Here is an 18,573-nt window from a genome sequence, read left to right as displayed (position 1 = left end):
CCCTTCGGAGAACCGCCATGCATGTGAGACCCCCGGAGCAAGCCTCGTTCGCGGATGCCATCGACGCGTTCTGCCGCGCCAGGACCGGCACGCGCGCGCAGCGGGACGCGCTGACCCATGACGGCACGGAGGCCCACGCCCCCGGCCTCTACACCCAGATGGCCGAGCTGGGCTGGCTGGGCGTGGGCATCCCCGCGGAGTACGGCGGCTCCGGCGGAGGCATGTCCGACATGTGCCTCTTCGCGGAGCGGACCGCCTATGGGCTCGCGCCCGTGGGGGGCTACATCACCACGGCGGTGGCGGCGGGCCCCTACGCGAAGTTCGGGACCCCGGCGCAGAAGGAGACCATCCTCGGCGGCATCGCGAGAGGCCGGGTGGAGGCCATCTCCATCTCCGAGCCCGGGGCCGGCTCCGACGCCGCGGCCATCACCTGCCGCGCGGTCCGGACGCACGGGGGCTTCGTCGTCAACGGTCAGAAGACCTGGTGCTCCAACGCGCACTTCGCGGACCACGTGCTGCTCGTGGCGCGCACGAACACCGTGGGCTCGCGGCACGAAGGCCTCACAATGTTCTGCGTCCCCGCGGGCACGCCCGGCATGGAGATCCGCGGCATCCCCACCATGGGCGGCAAGGAGGTCAACGACGTCTTCTTCACGGACTGCTTCCTGCCGGAGTCCTCCGTGGTCGGCCTCGTGGATCAGGCCTGGCCCCAGCTGATGTCCGGGCTCAACAGCGAGCGGCTCCTGCTCGCGGCGTCCATGCTGGGCCGGGGCCGGCGCGCGTTCGACGACGCCGTCACCTACGTGAAGGAGCGCAAGCAGTTCGGCCGCGCCGTCGGCTCCTTCCAGGCGCTCAAGCACCGCATCGCGGACCTGGCCACGGAGCTGGACTGCTGCGAGCTGCTCGTCTACCGCGTGGCGGCCATGGCGGATGAGCACCCGGACCGGATGCTCCCCCGCGAGGCGTCCATGGCGAAGCTCAAGACGACGGAGACCGCCAAGCGCGTGGCCCTGGAGGGCATGCAGATGATGGGCGGCTACGGCTACGCCACCGAATACGACATGGAGTCGCACCTGCGCGCCACGGTCATCTCCACCGTCTACGGCGGCACCAGCGAGATCCAGCGCGACATCATCGGCAAGACCTTCGGGCTCTAGGAGACAGACATCATGACGACGGCACGTCCCCGCTGGAGCTCGGATGACGTCGAGCAGGTGCGCACGCTCGCGGCCACCTACTTCACGAAGGAGGTCCTCCCCAACCTGCCCAAGCACGTGGAGCAGGGCTACCCGGACAAGGCGCTCTACCGGCGCGCCGGAGAGCTGGGCCTCCTGTGCATGTCCATCCCGGAGGCCTACGGCGGCGCGGGCGGCACGTTCGCGCACGAGGCGGTCCTCATCGAGGAGCAGATCCGCGCCGGGGACCCGTCCATGGGCTTCCCCGTCCACTGCGCCATCGTCGCGCACTACCTGCTCGCCTACGCGTCGGAGGCCCAGAAACAGAAGTGGCTACCCCGGCTGGCCAGCGGTGAATGGGTGGGCGCCATCGCCATGACGGAGCCGGGCACGGGCTCCGACCTCCAGGCCATCACCACCCGCGCGGTGCGTGAAGGCGACTTCTACCGGGTGAGCGGCGCGAAGACGTTCATCTCCAACGGCCACGTGTGCGACTTCATCATCATCGTCGTGCGCACGGGGCAGCCGGGCCACGCGGGCATCTCCCTGTTGTGCGCGGAGGTCTCCGACACGACGCCCGGCTTCCAGCGCGGCCGCATCCTCGACAAGCTGGGAGGCAAGGGTCAGGACACCACCGAGCTCTTCTTCGACGACCTGCGCGTCCCCGCCGTCAACCTGCTGGGAGGCGAGGAGGGCCGGGGCTTCGCCCAGCTCATGCAGCAGCTCCCCCAGGAGCGGCTGACCACCGCCATCATCGCGGTGGCGAGCCTGGAGCGCGCCGTCCAGCTCACGGTCGAGTACACGAAGCAGCGCCACGTCTTCGGCAAGCCGCTCTTCGCCCTGCAGAACACGCGCTTCGAGCTGGCGGAGTGCGCCACCCTTCAACGGGTTTGCCGCACTTTCGTGGATGACTGCATCGCGTCCCACCTGGAAGGCAGACTCGATGTGACAACGGCGGCCATGGCGAAGTACTGGGTGTCCGACCAGGCCTGCCTCGTAGTGGACCGCTGCCTCCAGCTGTTCGGCGGGTACGGTTATATGAAGGAATACCCCATCGCCCATCTGTTCGCGGACACCCGCGTCCTGCGAATCTTCGCCGGCGCGAACGAGGTCATGAAGGAGCTCGTCGCCCGGTCCCTGTAGCCCCTCCCTTCTCACAAGGAGGCTCCCCGTGAGCCAGGAAGCATTCATCTTCGACGCCGTCCGTACCCCTCGCGGCAAGGGCAAGAAGGGCGCCCTGCACGGCACCAAGCCGGTGTCGCTGCTCGTCGGCCTGGTGGACGCGCTGAAGCAGCGCCACCCGAACCTGGACCCGAAGCACATCGACGACGTGGTGCTGGGCGTCGTGTCCCCCGTGGGCGACCAGGGCGCGGACATCGCGCGCACGCTGGTGCTGGCCGCGGGCCTGCCGGAGACCACCGGCGGCGTGCAGCTCAACCGCTTCTGCGCCTCCGGCCTGACGGCGGTGAACATGGCCGCGCAGCAGGTGCGCTCCGGCTGGGAGCACCTGGTCATCGCGGGCGGCGTGGAGAGCATGTCCCGCGTCCCCATGGGCTCCGACGGCGGCGCGTGGGCCATGGACCCCGCCACCAACTACGACACCTACTTCGTGCCCCAGGGCATCTCCGCGGACCTCATCGCGACCATGGAGGGCTTCACCCGCGAGGACGTGGACCGCTACGCCGTGCGCTCGCAGGAGCGCGCGGCCCACGCGTGGAAGAACGGCTACTTCCAGAAGTCCGTCGTCCCCGTGGTGGATCAGAACGGGCTCACCATCCTGGACCGCGACGAGCACATGCGTCCGGACTCCACCGTGGCCTCGCTGGGCCAGCTGAGCGCGTCCTTCACGACCATGGGCGAGATGGGCGGCTTCGACGCGGTGGCGCTCCAGAAGTACCACGCGGTGGAGCGCATCAACCACGTGCACACGCCGGGTAACTCCTCCGGCATCGTGGACGGCGCGGCGCTGGTGCTCGTGGGCTCGGAGAAGGTGGGCAAGACGATGGGCCTCAAGCCTCGCGCGCGCATCGCCGCCGTGGCCACGTCCGGCGCGGAGCCCACCATCATGCTCACCGGTCCGCTGCCGGCCACCCGCAAGCTGCTGGACATCGCCGGCCTGTCGGTGAAGGACATCGACCTCTTCGAACTCAACGAGGCCTTCGCCTCCGTGGTCCTCAAGTACCAGAAGGACCTGGACATCCCGGACGAGAAGCTCAACGTCAACGGCGGCGCCATCGCCATGGGGCACCCGCTGGGCGCCACCGGCGCCATGATCCTTGGAACCGTGGTGGATGAACTGGAGCGGCGCAACGCGCGCCGCGCGGTCGTCACCCTGTGCGTCGGCGGCGGCATGGGTGTGGCCACCCTCGTCGAGCGCGTCTGACCCCTCCCTCCCCTTTCAAAGACTTTCGAGCGAACACCATGAGCGAACAGAACACCCTGCGCTGGGAAAAGGACGCGGACGGCATCGTCGTCTTGACGATGGACGACCCCTCCCAGTCCGCCAACACCATGAACGCCGCCTACGTGAAGTCCATGCGCGCGGCGGTGGACCGGCTGGTGAAGGAGAAGGACACCATCACCGGCGTCGTCATCACCTCCGCGAAGAAGACCTTCTTCGCGGGCGGCGACCTGAATGACCTGCGCAACGTGAAGAAGAGCGAAGCGAAGCAGGTCTTCGACCTGGGCCAGGAGATCAAGGCGCAGCTGCGCACGCTGGAGACCCTGGGCAAGCCCGTGGTCGCGGCCATCAACGGCGCGGCGCTGGGCGGCGGTCTTGAAATCGCGCTCGCCTGTCACCACCGCATCCTCGCGGACGTGAAGGGCGCGCAGGTGGGCCTGCCGGAGGTGACGCTGGGCCTGTTGCCCGGCGGCGGCGGCGTGGTGCGCACGGTGCGCATGCTGGGCATCACGGACGCGCTGATGAAGGTGCTGCTCCAGGGCCAGCGCTACCGCCCGCAGGAGGCGAAGGAGCTGGGGCTGGTGCATGAGGTGGTGCCGTCCGTGGACGCGCTCCTGCCCGCGGCCAAGGCGTGGGTGAAGGCGAACCCGAAGGCGCAGCAGCCGTGGGACCAGAAGGGCTACAAGATTCCCGGCGGCACGCCGTCCCATCCGGCGTTCGCGGCGAACCTGCCCGCGTTCCCCGCCAACCTGCGCAAGCAGCTCAAGGGCACGAACATGCCCGCGCCGCGCGCCATCATGGCGGTGGCGGTGGAGAGCACGCAGGTGGACGTGGATACCGCGTTCACCATCGAGTCGCGCTACTTCACGGAGCTCGTCGTCGGCCAGGTCGCGAAGAACATGATTCAGGCGTTCTTCTTCGACATGCAGCACATCAACTCCGGCGGCGGCCGTCCCAAGGGCTTCCCGCAGCACACCGCGAAGAAGGTCGGCGTGCTGGGCGCGGGCATGATGGGCGCGGGCATCGCCTACGTGTGCGCCAAGGCCGGCATCGACGTGGTGCTCAAGGACGTGTCCCTGGCCGCGGCGGAGAAGGGCAAGGGCTACTCCGTCAAGCTGGTGGAGAAGGCCGTCTCCAAGGGCTCCGTCACGAAGGAGAAGGGCGACGCGCTGCTGGCGCGCATCACCCCCGCGGAGGACCCGGCCGCGCTCGCGGGCTGCGACCTGGTCATCGAAGCGGTGTTCGAGGACGTGAAGCTCAAGCACAAGGTCTTCCAGGAGATTCAAGGCGTGGTGGCGCCGGACGCGGTGCTGGGGTCCAACACCTCCACCCTGCCCATCACCCTGCTCGCGGAGGGCGTGAACCGGCCGCCGGACTTCGTCGGCATGCACTTCTTCTCCCCCGTGGACAAGATGCCGCTGCTGGAGCTCATCGCCGGCAAGCAGACCAGCGACGCGACGCTGGCGAAGGCCATCGACATCGCGGTGCAGATTGGCAAGACGCCCATCGTCGTCAATGACAGCCGGGGCTTCTTCACCAGCCGCGTCATCGGCACGTTCCTCAACGAGGCCATCGCCATGGTGGGCGAGGGCATCGCGCCCGCGTCCATCGAGCAGGCGGGACTCCAGGCGGGCTACCCCGCCGCCCCGCTCCAGCTGGTGGACGAATTGACGCTGACGCTGCCCCGGAAGATCCGCCAGGAGACGAAGGCGGCCGTGGAGGCCGCGGGCCAGACGTGGGTGGACCACGGCAGCTACGCGGTGATGGACGCGATGATCGACCAGCACGGGCGCAAGGGCCGCTCCACGGGCGGCGGGTTCTACGACTACGCGGACGGCAAGCGGACGAACCTGTGGCCGGGGCTGACGCAGCACTACACGAAGCCCGGCTACACCATCCCCTTCGAGGACATGAAGGAGCGGATGCTCTTCGCGGAGGCCATCGACACGGTGCGCTGCTTCGACGAGGGCGTGCTGCGCTCGGCCGCGGACGCGAACGTGGGCTCCATCCTGGGCATCGGCTTCCCGCCGTGGACGGGCGGCGTGGTGCAGTACATCAACGGCTACGAAGGCCCGTCCGGCACGGGGCCGCGCGGCTTCGTCATCCGCGCGCGCCAGCTGGCGGAGCGCTACGGGAAGCACTTCCTGCCGCCCGCGTCCCTGGTCGCCAAGGCTGAACGTGGAGAGCTGCTCGAGTAACCCCTCACTCACATAAAGGGTCGTCCCATGAGGAATCAGCGGGAGCATGACGTGAAGGCACTCGTTTCAAGGCAGCGCGCCTGTTTCGAAACCCGCGTCACGCTCCCGCTGAAATGGCGGCAGGAGCAGCTGCGGGCGCTCGAAGCAGCGGCGCGCAAGCACGAGGAGGCCATCCTGGCCGCCCTCAAGGCCGACCTCGCGAAGAGCCCGGAGGAGGCCTACCTGACGGAGGTGGGCAGCATCTACGGGGAGCTGAAGACGGCCCTCAAGCACGTGAAGGCCTGGATGGAGCCCCGCAAGGGCTCCGCGCCGCTCGTCATCCAGCCGGCGCGGGCCTGGCAGTACGCGGAGCCCCTGGGCGTGACGCTCATCATCGCGCCCTGGAACTATCCCTATCAGCTGTCGCTGGCGCCGCTCATCGGGGCGCTCGCCGCAGGCTGCACCGCCGTGTTGAAGCCCAGCGAGCACGCGCCCGCGACCTCGCGCGTGCTCGCGCGGATGCTGGGCGAGGCGTTCCCGCCCGAGGTCGTCGCCGTCGTGGAGGGCGGCGTGGAGGAGAGCCGCGCGCTACTCGATGAGCGGTGGGATCTCATCTTCTTCACCGGAGGCACGCAGGTGGGGCGGACCGTCGCCGAAGCGGCGGCCCGGCACCTGACGCCCACCGTCCTGGAGTTGGGCGGCAAGAGCCCCTGCATCGTCGACCGGAGCGCGGACCTGGAGGTCACCGCGCGCCGCATCGCCTGGGGCAAGTACGTCAACGCCGGGCAGACCTGCATCGCGCCGGACTACGTGCTCATCCCTTCCGATCTCCAGGAGCGCTTCACGGCCCTGGTCCAGAAGGCCGTCCGGAGCTTCTACGGCGACGACGCCAGCGCGAGCGCCGACTACGGCCGCATCGTCAATGACCGCCACTTCGAGCGCGTCAGCGCGCTCGCGGCCCATGGAACGATTGCCTTCGGCGGCGAGCGCGACGCCCGGAGCCGCTACTTCGCGCCCACCGTCATCACCGGCGCGCCCCTGACGAGCCCGCTGATGCAGGAGGAGATCTTCGGCCCCCTGCTCCCGCTGGTCGCCTGCGAGAACGTGGACGACGCCATCCGCTTCGTGCGCGCCCGCCCCAAGCCGCTCGCCCTCTACACCTTCGCGCGGGACGCCGCGGTGAACGAGCGAGTGCTCGCGGAGACGTCCAGCGGCGGCGCCGTCACCAACGACGTGTGCGTCCACTTCGCCGCGGAGGGGCTGCCCTTCGGCGGCGTGGGCGAGTCCGGCCTGGGCGGCTACCACGGCCAGGCCAGCTTCGACGCCTTCAGCCACAAGAAGAGCGTGGTGAAGCGGCCGTTCGCGCTGGACATGAAGCTGCGCTATCCGCCCTACACCGGCAAGCTGAACCTCTTCCGCCGCTTCCTGTGACGGGCCGGGGAGCGCGGTCCCTTCCGCGCCCCCCTTCCCCGCGGGTTACAGCGTCTTCATGTACTCGATGAGGGCCCAGCGCTCGGGGTCGGTGAGCGACTGGGTGAAGTCATGTCCGCCGTTGCCCAGCCCGTAGAGGTGGGAGTTGAAGATCATGCGCGAGCGGATCTGCTTCTGGGTGATGGGCGGCGGCGACTGATAGGCCAGCGAGTTGTGGTTGGCGACGGTGTTCGCGATGTTCGCGAAGAGGATGTCGGGCGTCGCCATCTCCTGGCTGCAGGGGATGAACGGGTCGCGCGTCGGCACGTCCGCGCACGCCAGCGCCGACACCTTCCAGCCCAGCTTCGCGAAGTCGTAGGACGCGTAGCTCGAGTCATAGCCCGCGTTGGTCCCCAGCACGTTGGCGGAGGTCTGCTGGCGCTTCCACACCTTGGGCCGGTCCGACGGCTTCAGCACGTCCCAGAGGGTGGGCACGCTGCCGTTGTGGAAGAACGGGGCGGAGGCCCACGCGCCGTAGAGCGGCGGCGCGATGTACCCGAACGGGTTGATCCACGCGTTGGGGCCCTCCGGCGAGTACACGGGGCCCAGTCCCTTGTCGTACAGGCTGCGCGGCACGCGCCGCACCGCGCTGGTGATGATGTCGTCGTAGAAGGGGCCGTGGTTGGGGTGCTGATCATTGTGCGCCAGGAAGGACGTGTTCCAGGCCCTGCGCTTGCGCACGTCCGCCATCAAATCCTTGCGCGCCGGGTCCGTCCGGATGGTCTCGATGGGCGTGATGACGCCCGCGATGCCCTTGAGGCGCGGATCCGGCAGGTAGGCGGGGTTGGCGGCGTGGCGCGGCGAGTAGACGCCGTGGCATGACGCGCAGGAGCCGTTGCCCTCGGCCTTGGGGATGTCCGCGTTGGCGCCGTTCGCCCAGAGGTCCCGCTCATGGAAGAGCACCGCGCCCTGCTCGGCGAGCGCGGTGTTGACCGTCTTGGGGTAGGCGGGGGGCGACAGCGAGAGGAAGAAGTTGTCGTTGTCCTCGAACTCGGCGGTCAGCGCCCGGCGCTGCGCGGCCGAGCGGCCCAGGTTCGCGACGCCGAAGGCCATCTCCGAGCGGACGTTGTCGGACGTCAGCGCGCCGTCCCAGAACTGCCGCGTCTTGAAGGAGCGCTGCCACCAGTTGGGCGCGCGGGACATGCCGCCCGCGTGGGACGGGAAGAACTCGAGCAGGCTGGGCGCCAGGGCGAGCGAGTCCATGTCGAAGAGGGCGGGCAGCATGTCCACGATGCCGATGGCGTCGCTCGTGCCGCGGCCCACGCTCCAGGGGATGGGCGCGATCTGGAAGACGTTGCCCACGACGGTGGAGCGGAAGAAGTCGGACTGGATCAACCCCGCGTCCACCGCGTCGTTCGAGCGCCCCCACGAGAAGCCGGCCTCCTGCTCAGTGCCCAGCCGCGAGTCGTGGCACCCCGAGCAGGTGGAGGCGATGGCGCCCGTGTAGCGCCCGTTCGCGTCCTTCTCCTGCACGAGCCCCAGGGGGAGCTGGCCGCTGCCACCATTGGTGAGGTTGGGGTTCTCCCACGGCAGCGGGTAGGGGTTGCGGAACGGCGCCTTCGACAGGCCGTAACGCTTGATGACCTGCTCGTCGAAGTCCGAGGGGCGGATGGGGTAGCCCCAGAGCATGAAGAGGTTGTAGTAGGCGAGCGAGGTGGTGAACGCCTGGAAGTAGGTGCGGCCCTCGATGTTCGCGCGCCCGCGGGCGACGCTCGCGCGGAACTCGCCGCACGTCTGGGGGTTGGGCGGCAGGTTGGAGATGAACGGCGCCGGGGGCGTGTGCAGGTCCACCCAGTACGCGTTGAACTGGACCGCCGCCCCGGGCTTGTTGACGCCCGGCGCCACCAGCGTGCGCGGGTCCAACGGCAGCGGCGTGGAGTCCGGCTTCCCGTTGCAGGCCGCCGCGAACGGCGACCGCACCGCCGTGGTCTCTAGGAGCGGCAGTGGGTCGGCGGCAGCCGAGCCTCCGACGAATAAAAGGACCAGGGAACTCGGACACGCCCACCTACGGCTCCATCGCAGTCTCATGCACGGCCTCCGACGCCTATTGGCACTTTGACAACAAGAAACCTTGTAGGCCCCGGATTCCAGGTCCTCAATACGCAGCGCGTTAGCGTGTCTGGGAAAAACAAAGGGCCCGGAACGGTTGGTTCCGGGCCCTCAGGTGTTCGTGGATGTTTGCGTCTTGGGTCAGAGCACGCCGGGGGACGCCTTGGCCTGCGTCCTGGCGAAGATTTCACGCAGGCGGGTGGCGACCTTGGGCATCACGTCCTCGAAGGCCATCTCGGTGGACTGCCGCAGGGCCTCCTGCCCCGCCATCGCCCCACCGAGCCACGCCGAGGCCGCCTTGCTCTTCTGGGACTCGCCCTCGATCAGATCATTCACCTGGACGGCGTCCTGGCTCCCCCGGGAGCGCACCGTCAGCTTCAACTGCGAAACGAAGCCACCGCCGTTGACGTCGAAGTAATTGATCTCCGGAACGATGAGCACGTCCGCGTCCCCCATGTCTTCGGGGCTGGAGGCCTCCTGCACGGACTGGAAGACGGTGCCCAGCATCTGCGGGAAGCTGCGCGTGAGCCCTTCGCCAATGGTGATGTTCCAGGTGTGCCCGGCGCCCAGGACGAAGTAGCTGTCCGAGTCGATGCGCGCCTTCTGCTCGGGGGAGATGAAGTAGCGCGCGCGGAGCGCCAACGGAGTCCCCGCGTTGGACATGGGCGCGGGGCTCGGCCGCACCTGGTGGGTACAGCCGACGAACGCGAGCAGCGCGAACAAAGGCAGAACAAGGTTTCTGGGCATGGCGCCTTCCTAGCCCACTCCCCCGTCCTGCCCAATCCCTCCCAGGTACGAGCCGCTGGAATGGGCAGGTGCGTCCAGACCCGGGAGTCTGGACACCCGTCACGCCGCGGTCACGCCTGTCATTCGAAGGTGATGGTCAGGTCATGCAAAACCGCCTCGCACCCCGTCCTGCTCCCCGCCTCGTTGCCCGCCGTGTCGCCCACGCAGGTGAGGCTCTTCACGATGCGCGTGTTCCCAGGCACCTGCGGGAACTGGAACGCGTCCAGCGAGTGCCCCGTGTCGAAGTAGTGGTGGCTGAACTCCGGACCGCACCCGGGGAAGTCCATGCTGGGGCACGGGTTCGGCGACAGGGCCGTGATGCGGGTCGGGGTCGTGGCGATGTGGTAGAAGCGGTCGCCGTGGACGCCCGTGGTGCCGGGCACCTCGCTGCCCCAGATGCGCATGGCGATCCACAGCTCGTTCAGGTTGCGGATCTGCAGCTCGAAGTCGATGTCCATCTGGGGACCGTGCCCCGCGAAGTCCGCGTCGCCCGACACCCTCGGCGGGACGAAGAACGGCATGGATCGACGCATCATGGCTGACTCCAGACAGCGAAAGGGAAACGCCAGGCAACCGGCCCGCGCTTCCCACGGGGCGGCCACCACTCCGGCGGACTGGATGGCGGCGGAGGACAACTACGTCCAGGTGCACGTGGGCGAGCGCAGCCACCTCCTGCGTCAGCCCATGCGGCAGCTGGAGGCCCGGTTGGATCCGGAGCGCTTCGTGCGCATCCACCGCTCCACGCTCGTCAACCTCCAGCGGGTCCAGGAGCTGCGCCCCCTGCCCCATGGCGAGTACCAGGTCATCTTGCGCGACCGCACCACGCTGAAACTCAGCCGCGGCTACCGCGAACGTCTGGGCCTGCTGCTGGCCCAGGGATGAAGACTCCCACCTATTGACCCAAGGCAGGGAAAGCCCGTTTGATTCAACAATGCTCAACCAAACCCCTGAGTACCAGTCCTGTATCCAGAGTTCCGAACGGGTGTCCTGGCGTCTGGATGAGCTATTGCCAAAGGACACCGTGCTCGACTTCAGCCACCGGTTCCTTTCAGACGCGCTGACCGGGACGGAAGCCATTCCCTTCCTGAGCGCGGAGGAGCGGCTGACGTTGAATCACATCCGCTCCAACAGCTACGCGCACCTGTTCCTGTTCCTGGAGGAGTACGCCGTCGCCCTGGCCGCCCAGCGCGCCGGCCTGGAGCTTCACGGGAACGGGACGCACATGCGGGCGCTCTTGCGCTTCACCGAGGAGGAGCTGAAGCACCAGCAGCTCTTCGCGCGCTTCACCGGCGCGTTCGCGAAGGGCTTCAAGGTCGCCCCTGCCCTGCTCGACAACCAGGTGGAGGTGGCCCGGGCCATCATGTCGAAGTCGAACCTGGGCGTGCTGATCTTCAACCTGCACATGGAGCTGATGACGCAGCAGCACTACCAGGAAACGGTTCGCGGAAACAAAGACGAGACGTTGGATCCGCTGTTCTGCAACCTGCTCAAGCACCACTGGCTGGAAGAGGCGCAGCACACGCGGCTGGACTTCCTGGAGGCCCAGAAGATCCTCGCCCAGGAGCCCGAAGCCCTGGACGCGGCCCTGACCGAGTACGCGGAGCTGCTCCAGGCGCTGCGAGGCACCCTGAACGCGCAGCTCGCGTTGGATCTCCAGACGCTGGAGAAGGCGGTGGGGCGCACGTTCACGCCCACAGAACGCCAGCAGTTGTCCGAGTCCCAGGAGCGTTCGTATGTCTGGGGTTTCATCGGGATGGGAATGAAGGCGCCCCTCTTCCTCTCCCGCCTGCGCGCGCTCTCTCCCCTCGCGGAGCAGCGCGTGCTGGAGTTGGCCCCGACGTACTACTGCGCCTGAGCCCCCGCTGAAGCTCAGCGAGCGCCTGGGCCTGCCGGGGGCCCGGGGGTGAGGACTCCCGCCGAGGTGGCCTGGAGCCGGCAGCGCGCCTCGGCGGCCCGCGCCTGCACGGCGTCCTCGTGCTGTCCCAGCGACAGCATGAGGGCAGCGGCCCGCGCGTAGTGCTCCGCCGCCAGCTCGGGCGGCAGGACCTGTTCGTCGGAGCGCGCGGACGCCATCAGGTGCGGCAGTGCCCGCTCCGTCCGTCCGGCGCCCAGCCAGTGGTGCGCCAGGAGGATGGAGGGAGCGCCGACCTCCTCGAACATCGTGGCGAGCCGGGCATGCAGCACGCGCTCCTCGCCCGGCCCCATCCCCGCCAGGACCGCCTCCATCACCAGGTCGTGGCTGAAGCGCTCGCCCAGGAGGACCTGCGCCGCCTCCAGCTCCGCGAGCGCCTCGTGCGCCTCTCCCGGCTTCACCTGGAGCACGCCAGGCACGAGCGAGGTCTGGAAGAAGGCCCCCGCCAGCGCCGCGACCCGCGCGCACTGGAGCGCCAGCGGGGACAGCCCCTCCAGACGCCGCTGGATGAGGGGGCCCACGCGCCCCGGAGGTGGCAGCCGCTGGGGCCACTCGCGGTGCAGCGAGTCCGTCTCCAGCAGGTGCTTCAGCGTCTCCACGACGTACAGGGGATTGCCGCCCGTGTAGCGGGCCAGGGCCTCCAGGTGCGCCTCCGCGCCCGGCAGCCCCATGCCCGCCACCATGCGCTTCACGTCCTCGTCCGTCAGCGCGTCCACCTCCACGACGCGCGCCAGCCCCGCCTCCACGAGCCCCGCCACGTGCATCCGCGTCTCGGGCGACAGCTCTCCCCGGCGGTAGCAGTCGATGAAGCGCAGGCTGCGGGCGCCCGGAGGGGCCGCGTCGGCCAGCCGGGAGAGCGCGAAGGTGAAGGCCCGGGCGCTGGCCGCGTCCCAGTACTGCACGTCGTCCGCGACGCTGATGTCCTCGTGCTCGTGAAGCAGTTGGAGCGCCACCACGATGGCGTCGTAGAAGCGCAGCATGCCGGCCTCGGAGTCCAGGGGCGGCAGGAGCCGCGCATCTCCCAGCTCGGGCAGGATGCGCGACAGCTCGGTGCGCACCCGGTCCGGCAGCTTCACGTCCGGCCAGCGCCGCAGCTGTGTGCGGAAGGCGCGCGCCTGGGACGCGAACGGCACGTCCCGGTCCCCCGCTCGCGCGTCGATGCGTCCCCAGCGCCCCTGCGTGGCCGCGAACTCCTCCGCGAGCCGCGTCTTTCCGCTGCCGGGCTCACCGGAGATGAACAGCAGCTGGCCCGCCTCCCAGCCGGCTTCCAGCTGCCGCCACGCCGCGTCCCGGCCCACCAGCACCGGAGGACGCAGCACGGACAGGGGCAGCGAGGGCCGAGCCCCCTGCGGTGAGCGACGATGCCGCGGGGCCTGCTCCACCTCCCGCACCAGCGCGAGCGTCTCCGGCATGGGGGTAACGCCCAGCTCCCGGTCCAGCACGTCACGCAGGTGCTCGAAGGTCGCGAGCGCGGCGCCCCGGTCGCCCCGCAGGTAGTGCAGCCGGATGAGGTGGCGGCCGGCCTGCTCGGATTCGGGCTCCTGCCGCGCCCACGTCTGCGCGAGCCCCAGGGCGGCGGTCCAGTCCCCCGCCGCGGTGAGCTGGGCGATGCGGGCCTCGCGCGCCTCGCGCACCCAGCCCTCGATGCCCGCGCGGGCGCCATCCAGCCAGCGCGCGAGCTCCGGGCAGTCATCGAAGTCGAAGCCGGCCAGCAACGTGCAGCCTTCGGCGTCGATACACGCCAGGGCCTCCGCGGGGGCGCGGGCCTCCGCGGCGGCCTTGAGGCACGCGGCGTCCACGGACACAGGCGAGGCCAATGCCAGCCGGTCGGTGTCGCCCTCCACCAGGGGGGCTTCCTCCGTGGCGACCCGCAGGCGGCGCAGCAGCTGCCTCAGGTTGCTTCGCACCGTCGTTGGGGATGAATCCGCCCACAGGAGGGACGCGAGCGCGAACTTGGGCGAGGGGCCTGCAGTGCCAGCCACGCCAGCAACGCCGCGGTGCGCCGCTCCAACCTCACGCGTTGACCGTCGGGGCCACACAGTTGCGCCAGCCCCAGGACCCGCACCCGCCATTCCCTGCCATCCACCGGAAGTCTCCCCAGGTTTCACGCCCGCATGCGAAGCGCGCACCTTACTCGACCAGACGTGGAAGCAGGCTATCGGTGGCAGCTCATGTCCGGGCCTGGCGCCGTCCTCCGGCATCCAAGCCGGTGAGCGCTGGCGGGCCCGGATGGCGGGACAGCCGGGAGGCTGGAGCCACATACGGTCCGTGCGCATCCATTCCCCATGGTGGCTCTTCGACAGTGTGGGCTCGGTTGGCTGGTGTTGTCCGTGGCCTGGCCGGTGTACGCGGCGGACCCCGCGGTGTGGGGCGAAGGGATGATGGTGAAGGTCCGCCCCGACGAGACCGCGCCAGGAAGCAGCACCGAGGTACGACTCACCGCCGCGCGCAATGAGTTCGTCTCCTTCCAGGTGGCGTTGCACGGCGGCGACCAGGGCCTGCGGGGCGTGCGCGCCCGCCTGCCCGGGCTGGAGGGGCCCGTGACGCTGACGGGGCCGGACGTGACGCTGTACCGGCAGGCGTACCTCACCATCCAGCAGTCCTCCGGGCCCGGGCAGCCGGCGGGGCGATGGCCGGACGGGCTGGTGCCGGACATGGACGAGATCGTCAGGGAGCCGCGCAACGCCTTCCCCTTCGACGTGCCCGCGCACGAGGCGCGAGCTGTCTGGGTGGACGTGCACGTGCCCGCGAGCGCACCGCCGGGCGAATACACGGGCACGGTGACGGTGGAGGCGGAGGGCGGCTTCCAGCGGCAGGTGACCGCGAGGCTGACGGTGTTGGACGCGGTGATGCCGAGCACGTCCTCGCTGGCCTCGGCGTTCCCGCTGTTGCCGTCGCAGGTGTGCCGCGCGCACCTGGGCAAGAATGACTGCACGCCCGCGGAGCTGCAGCCGCTGCTCGTGCGCTACCAGCAGCTGTCGCTGGAGCACCGCCTCACGCAGCCCCGGCTCTTCCTTGTCGGGTCCGGGGCCCAGGCATGGAGCGACTTCTACGCGACGTGGGGGCCCAGCCTGGATGGCACCGCGCCCTCGCGGCTGTCCGGCGCGCGGATGACGAGCGTGGAATACACGGGCCCCTTCACCGCGGGCGGCCTGGCGGACTTCGCCGGGCACATGAGCGAGCGCGGCTGGCTGGCTCGCGCCCATGCGAAGATTGGCGACGAGCCGTTCGACGCGACCACCTTCCAGCAGGTGCAAGCCACCGGGACCCTGGTGCGGCAGGCCGCGCCCGGTCTTCGCACCATGCTGACGGTGAACTCCATGCAGCTGAAGCTCAACGGCCTGGGGCCCCTCGTGGACATCGCGGTGCCGCTGGTGAACCACCTGGAGGGCACGACTCCGGACTTCGTGGGAGACCAGAGCCCGACGTACGCGGGCTTCCTTTCACGCCCTGGAACGGAGTTGTGGATGTATCAGAGTTGCGCGAGCCACGGCTGCGCGCCCGGAAGCATCATGCCGGAGAACCAGCCGGGGTCGGGCTGGCCGTCCTACATGGTGGACCGCCCCGCGGCGAAGGCCCGCGCGATGGAGTGGCTGGCCTTCCGCTTCGGCGCCAAGGGGGAGCTGTACTACGAGACAGGGGCCATGCTCCCCACCGCATGGACGGACCAGTACCACTTCGGTGGCAACGGGGACGGGACGCTGTTCTACCCGGGCACGCCCGCGATGATTGGCGGGAAGACGGACGTGCCGGTGGCCTCCCTGCGCCTGAAGCTCATCCGCCAGGGCATGCAGGACCATGAATGGCTCAAGGCGGTGAGCGACGCGGGAGACCCGGCCTTCGCGCTCCAGGTGGCACGGGAGCTGATTCCCAATGCCTGGCAGGTGCCGGATGACGGCGCCATGTTCGATGCGGCGCGGCTGCGGCTCATCCAGCGCTATCAGGAACTGACCACGGGCAACCCATCCGCCCCGCGAATGGGCGGGGAGCCTGTGTCCATGCCCCTGGAGCCGCAGGTTCCCGGCGGTCCGGGGCAGCCGGGTGGGCAAGGCAGCGCGGACGGCTGCGGCGCGGCCCCTGGCGTCTCCGTGGCGGGAGTCCTGCTATGGGCGGCCTGGGCGCTGGGCGGGACACGCCGGGCGCGGGGGCGGCGGCACCCTCACGGTGTCTCGGGCAGCTGAAGCCCCGCCTTCAGCAATTCGGTCTTGATGGCGCGGGACTCCCGGGCCCGCGTCACGAGGATGTCCCCGTGCATGCCTCGCTGCTCCCGGACGCGGACCCCTCCCGCGACGAGGGCCTGAAGGACCTGCACGGCCTTTGCCTCCGTGCAGAAGTCCCCCGAGCGCAGGGCCTGGGCATACAGATAGGTGCCCGGCTCCTCCGCGATGGCCTCACGAGACATCTTGCCCAGCAGTAGCGAGACAACCTCCGCGCTACAGCCGTCCGCGGCCAGGTTGAGCGGAGAGCTGTTGTAGAGCCTGGCATCCACGCGCGCGCCGGCCTCCAGCAACAGCTTCATCATCGTGGGGTCGCCCTTGTCTTCACGAAGCCGCCGCGCCGCCTCCAACAGCAGGACAGGGCTCCCAAACCCCGGCCCATTCGGGTCCGCCCCCGCCTTCAGCAGGAGCCGCACGACCTCCGCGTGTCCCTTCCTCACGGCCAGTTGCAACGAGGAGTTCAACTCACCCGACTGGGTGCGGGGTGAAGCGCCCATCTCGAGGGCTCGCGCCACCTGCGCGCTGAGGCCCGCCTGCGCCAGCGGCTGGAGTGGCGGACGCACCCCACCCTCCAGCAGGGCATCCACCATCGCGGGACTCACGGCGTCGAAGTCGCTGAGCCAACGATGAAGGAGGGCGGCCCCTTCGCGGGACGGGTCGGGCCCCCCCGCGACGAGCACGGCACGCATCAACGCGACGTCCTTGTGGGCGAGGGCCTGCCCCATGGCGTACTGGATGACGGAGGGGGAGATGGCCCCACGCCCCTGCCGGGCAAGGCGCTCCACCAGGGGGGGCTTGCGCGCAACGGCGGCGGCGAGGAAGTCCGCATCCAACAGACACGCGGTCCGGGCGGAGGCGCCCGCGTCCACCAGACGCTTCTCGATGCGCTTCAGGCCCTTGAAGCGAGCGAAGCACACCGCGCTCCATCCCGGCGGTGGCCAGTACCGTTGATGCCGGGGAACGATGAGCAATGGATCCGCCCCCGCATCCAGCAGGACGTTGGCGGCCTTCTCCTTGCCTTCTTCACACGCCACCATGAGCGGGGAATGCACGCGAGGGTGAATCATCTCATCCGTGCTGTTGATGGACGCGCCCTTCGCCAGCAACGCACGCAAGGCCACGGCATCGTCATCCAAGATGGCGCGCATCACCGGCGGCGTATGAGGCCTGGGGGAGGTCGCCTGCGCGGTACGCCCGCACATCAGCAGCCCCAGAAGCACGGAGAGGAAGGTCGCACGGCGGGCGGAACATGGGGACATGGAGTGCTCCGGTGGCATGGCTAGGGGCTCAGCAGCTTTCGCAGCCGCGTGTCTTTCGTCCGCCGCTGGAGCGCTTCCAGGCAGAGCGCGCGACGGGAGCGGGCTCCCGCCGGCTCCCCGTCCTCGTCCAGACACTCCAGCAACTCCAGGTCGAAGCGCGTGAAGGGCTCGATGTCCACGGCCTGCCGCAGCTCCCTGGCGGACCTGCGTCCCATGAGGGCCTGCACCCACTGCCTCAAGCAGTGTCGAACGGCGTCTGGCTTCTCCAGCGCATCCAGGCACTGTCCGGGGCGCGTAACGCCTTCGGTGCGGCGATGGCCGGACGGCCCTTCAGGCTCGCTGCCGCGATAGCGGATGCCGGGCCGCTTCGCGGTGACGGCGCAGTCCTCCGGGCAGTTGCAGCGCTGCTCATGGACATCACACACGCCATCGCCACACGCCAGGCAACTGGGCATGTCGGTCGGGTCGCGCTGCGGTTCGCAGGTGTCGTCCGGGGTCAGCTCGCCGCAGCGGCTCACCAGCCCGGGGCAGCACGGCTCGCCCAGGCCATGGACACTCACCGAGCCACACGTGCGGTCCCTCGGGCGGTTCATGCGGGAGGCGCAGAACGGCTGACCATCGCAGTACGTCAGCCGGATGCAGTGCTCGGGAGATTCACCACACCGCTCTGGAGGGAGGCCCTCGCACCAGACGTCGGGTGTTGGCACCGGCGCGGAGGGCTCGGGCTTCGAAGAGCAGGCGACCAGCGCCAGCCCCAGGAGCGCCGTGAACAGCGAGAGCGGGACGCGGCTCCGTTTTCGAGTTCTTCCCATCGGCACGCTCCTCCACCGGATGCCCATCCGGGGTTCCCAGTCTAGACTCCCCGCATGAACCTCGTCCGTGGCATCGCCCTCTTCGCGACCGCCCTGTCCCTGCTGTCCGGCTGCGCGACGCTCGACACGTCGAACATGTCGCCCTCCTGCCGCGACCAGTACGACGCCTGTCTCGACGGTTGCCAGCCGCTCGGCCGGCCCGCATCGAGGCAGCCGCCGGACTCCGCGCAGGGCTACGCGGAGCGGCTCACCCCCGATACGCAGACGCCGGCCTGCACCGAATCCTGCAAGCAGCAGGCGAAGACCTGCTCCTGA

15 protein-coding genes are annotated in these 18,573 nt (G+C 69.6%); 9 read left to right on the top strand and 6 right to left on the bottom strand.

Annotated elements, in window-relative coordinates:
* Positions 1-17: 17 nt before the first annotated feature.
* Genes D7V80_RS00440 through D7V80_RS00420 form a run of 5 tightly spaced genes read left to right on the top strand, consistent with a single transcriptional unit; the run spans position 18 to position 7,184 of the window.
* Positions 18-1,157: an acyl-CoA dehydrogenase family protein gene (locus D7V80_RS00440; RefSeq protein ID WP_120586290.1), complete on the top strand. Its 1,140-nt coding sequence runs from the start codon at positions 18-20 to the stop codon at positions 1,155-1,157.
* A 12-nt stretch (positions 1,158-1,169) separates the two neighbouring features.
* Complete coding sequence (locus D7V80_RS00435) at positions 1,170-2,318, top strand: acyl-CoA dehydrogenase family protein (RefSeq protein WP_120586289.1); 1,149 nt, start codon at positions 1,170-1,172, stop codon at positions 2,316-2,318.
* A 28-nt stretch (positions 2,319-2,346) separates the two neighbouring features.
* Positions 2,347-3,558, top strand: coding sequence for an acetyl-CoA C-acetyltransferase (locus tag D7V80_RS00430; RefSeq protein ID WP_120586288.1), 1,212 nt, complete (start codon positions 2,347-2,349; stop codon positions 3,556-3,558).
* Positions 3,559-3,596: 38 nt separating this feature from the next.
* A complete protein-coding gene (locus tag D7V80_RS00425; RefSeq protein ID WP_120586287.1) occupies positions 3,597-5,774 on the top strand; it encodes a 3-hydroxyacyl-CoA dehydrogenase NAD-binding domain-containing protein in 2,178 nt (725 codons plus the stop codon).
* A gap of 27 nt (positions 5,775-5,801) precedes the next feature.
* Positions 5,802-7,184 carry an aldehyde dehydrogenase family protein gene (locus D7V80_RS00420; protein WP_120586286.1) on the top strand — a complete coding sequence of 461 codons (1,383 nt, stop codon included), beginning with the start codon at positions 5,802-5,804 and terminating at the stop codon, positions 7,182-7,184.
* A 45-nt stretch (positions 7,185-7,229) separates the two neighbouring features.
* On the opposite strand, the gene D7V80_RS00415 is transcribed toward D7V80_RS00420, so the two are convergent.
* The 3 genes from D7V80_RS00415 to D7V80_RS00405 all read right to left on the bottom strand — a co-directional run bounded on the left by D7V80_RS00415 (position 7,230) and on the right by D7V80_RS00405 (position 10,594).
* Positions 7,230-9,143, bottom strand: coding sequence for a hypothetical protein (locus D7V80_RS00415; RefSeq protein ID WP_304986816.1), 1,914 nt, complete (start codon positions 9,141-9,143; stop codon positions 7,230-7,232).
* A 270-nt stretch (positions 9,144-9,413) separates the two neighbouring features.
* Positions 9,414-10,019 (bottom strand): hypothetical protein, encoded by a 606-nt coding sequence (locus D7V80_RS00410; protein WP_147446951.1) that lies wholly within the window; start codon positions 10,017-10,019, stop codon positions 9,414-9,416.
* A 119-nt stretch (positions 10,020-10,138) separates the two neighbouring features.
* Complete coding sequence (locus D7V80_RS00405) at positions 10,139-10,594, bottom strand: hypothetical protein (RefSeq protein ID WP_147446950.1); 456 nt, start codon at positions 10,592-10,594, stop codon at positions 10,139-10,141.
* Here D7V80_RS00405 and D7V80_RS00400 point away from each other — a divergent pair.
* Together D7V80_RS00400 and D7V80_RS00395 are read left to right on the top strand one after the other, a co-directional pair.
* Positions 10,593-10,940, top strand: coding sequence for a LytTR family DNA-binding domain-containing protein (locus tag D7V80_RS00400; RefSeq protein WP_233585047.1), 348 nt, complete (start codon positions 10,593-10,595; stop codon positions 10,938-10,940). The genes D7V80_RS00405 and D7V80_RS00400 overlap by 2 nt on opposite strands.
* A gap of 49 nt (positions 10,941-10,989) precedes the next feature.
* Entirely contained in the window at positions 10,990-11,913 is a 924-nt protein-coding gene (locus D7V80_RS00395; RefSeq protein ID WP_120586281.1) for a diiron oxygenase, read from the top strand.
* A 14-nt stretch (positions 11,914-11,927) separates the two neighbouring features.
* Here D7V80_RS00395 and D7V80_RS43390 read toward each other — a convergent pair whose 3' ends face one another.
* Positions 11,928-13,952 carry a BTAD domain-containing putative transcriptional regulator gene (locus tag D7V80_RS43390; RefSeq protein WP_255417603.1) on the bottom strand — a complete coding sequence of 675 codons (2,025 nt, stop codon included), beginning with the start codon at positions 13,950-13,952 and terminating at the stop codon, positions 11,928-11,930.
* A gap of 348 nt (positions 13,953-14,300) precedes the next feature.
* Between D7V80_RS43390 and D7V80_RS00385 the strand changes: the two genes are divergently transcribed.
* Positions 14,301-16,151, top strand: a complete 1,851-nt coding sequence (locus D7V80_RS00385) for a glycoside hydrolase domain-containing protein (protein WP_233585045.1) — start codon at positions 14,301-14,303, stop codon at positions 16,149-16,151.
* Here D7V80_RS00385 and D7V80_RS00380 read toward each other — a convergent pair.
* Both D7V80_RS00380 and D7V80_RS41285 read right to left on the bottom strand, forming a co-directional pair.
* Positions 16,130-17,446: an ankyrin repeat domain-containing protein gene (locus D7V80_RS00380; protein ID WP_158616521.1), complete on the bottom strand. Its 1,317-nt coding sequence runs from the start codon at positions 17,444-17,446 to the stop codon at positions 16,130-16,132. The genes D7V80_RS00385 and D7V80_RS00380 overlap by 22 nt on opposite strands.
* A gap of 20 nt (positions 17,447-17,466) precedes the next feature.
* Complete coding sequence (locus tag D7V80_RS41285; protein ID WP_147446949.1) at positions 17,467-18,258, bottom strand: hypothetical protein; 792 nt, start codon at positions 18,256-18,258, stop codon at positions 17,467-17,469.
* A 54-nt stretch (positions 18,259-18,312) separates the two neighbouring features.
* Here D7V80_RS41285 and D7V80_RS00370 point away from each other — a divergent pair, with 54 nt between their 5' ends.
* Positions 18,313-18,573, top strand: a complete 261-nt coding sequence (locus D7V80_RS00370) for a hypothetical protein (RefSeq protein ID WP_120586277.1) — start codon at positions 18,313-18,315, stop codon at positions 18,571-18,573.

It is taken from the genome of Corallococcus sp. CA054B (genome assembly GCF_003611625.1).
Classification (GTDB): domain Bacteria; phylum Myxococcota; class Myxococcia; order Myxococcales; family Myxococcaceae; genus Corallococcus; species Corallococcus coralloides.
The sequence above is the reverse complement of the archived record's forward strand: the minus strand, read 5'-3'. Positions and strand labels throughout refer to the sequence as shown.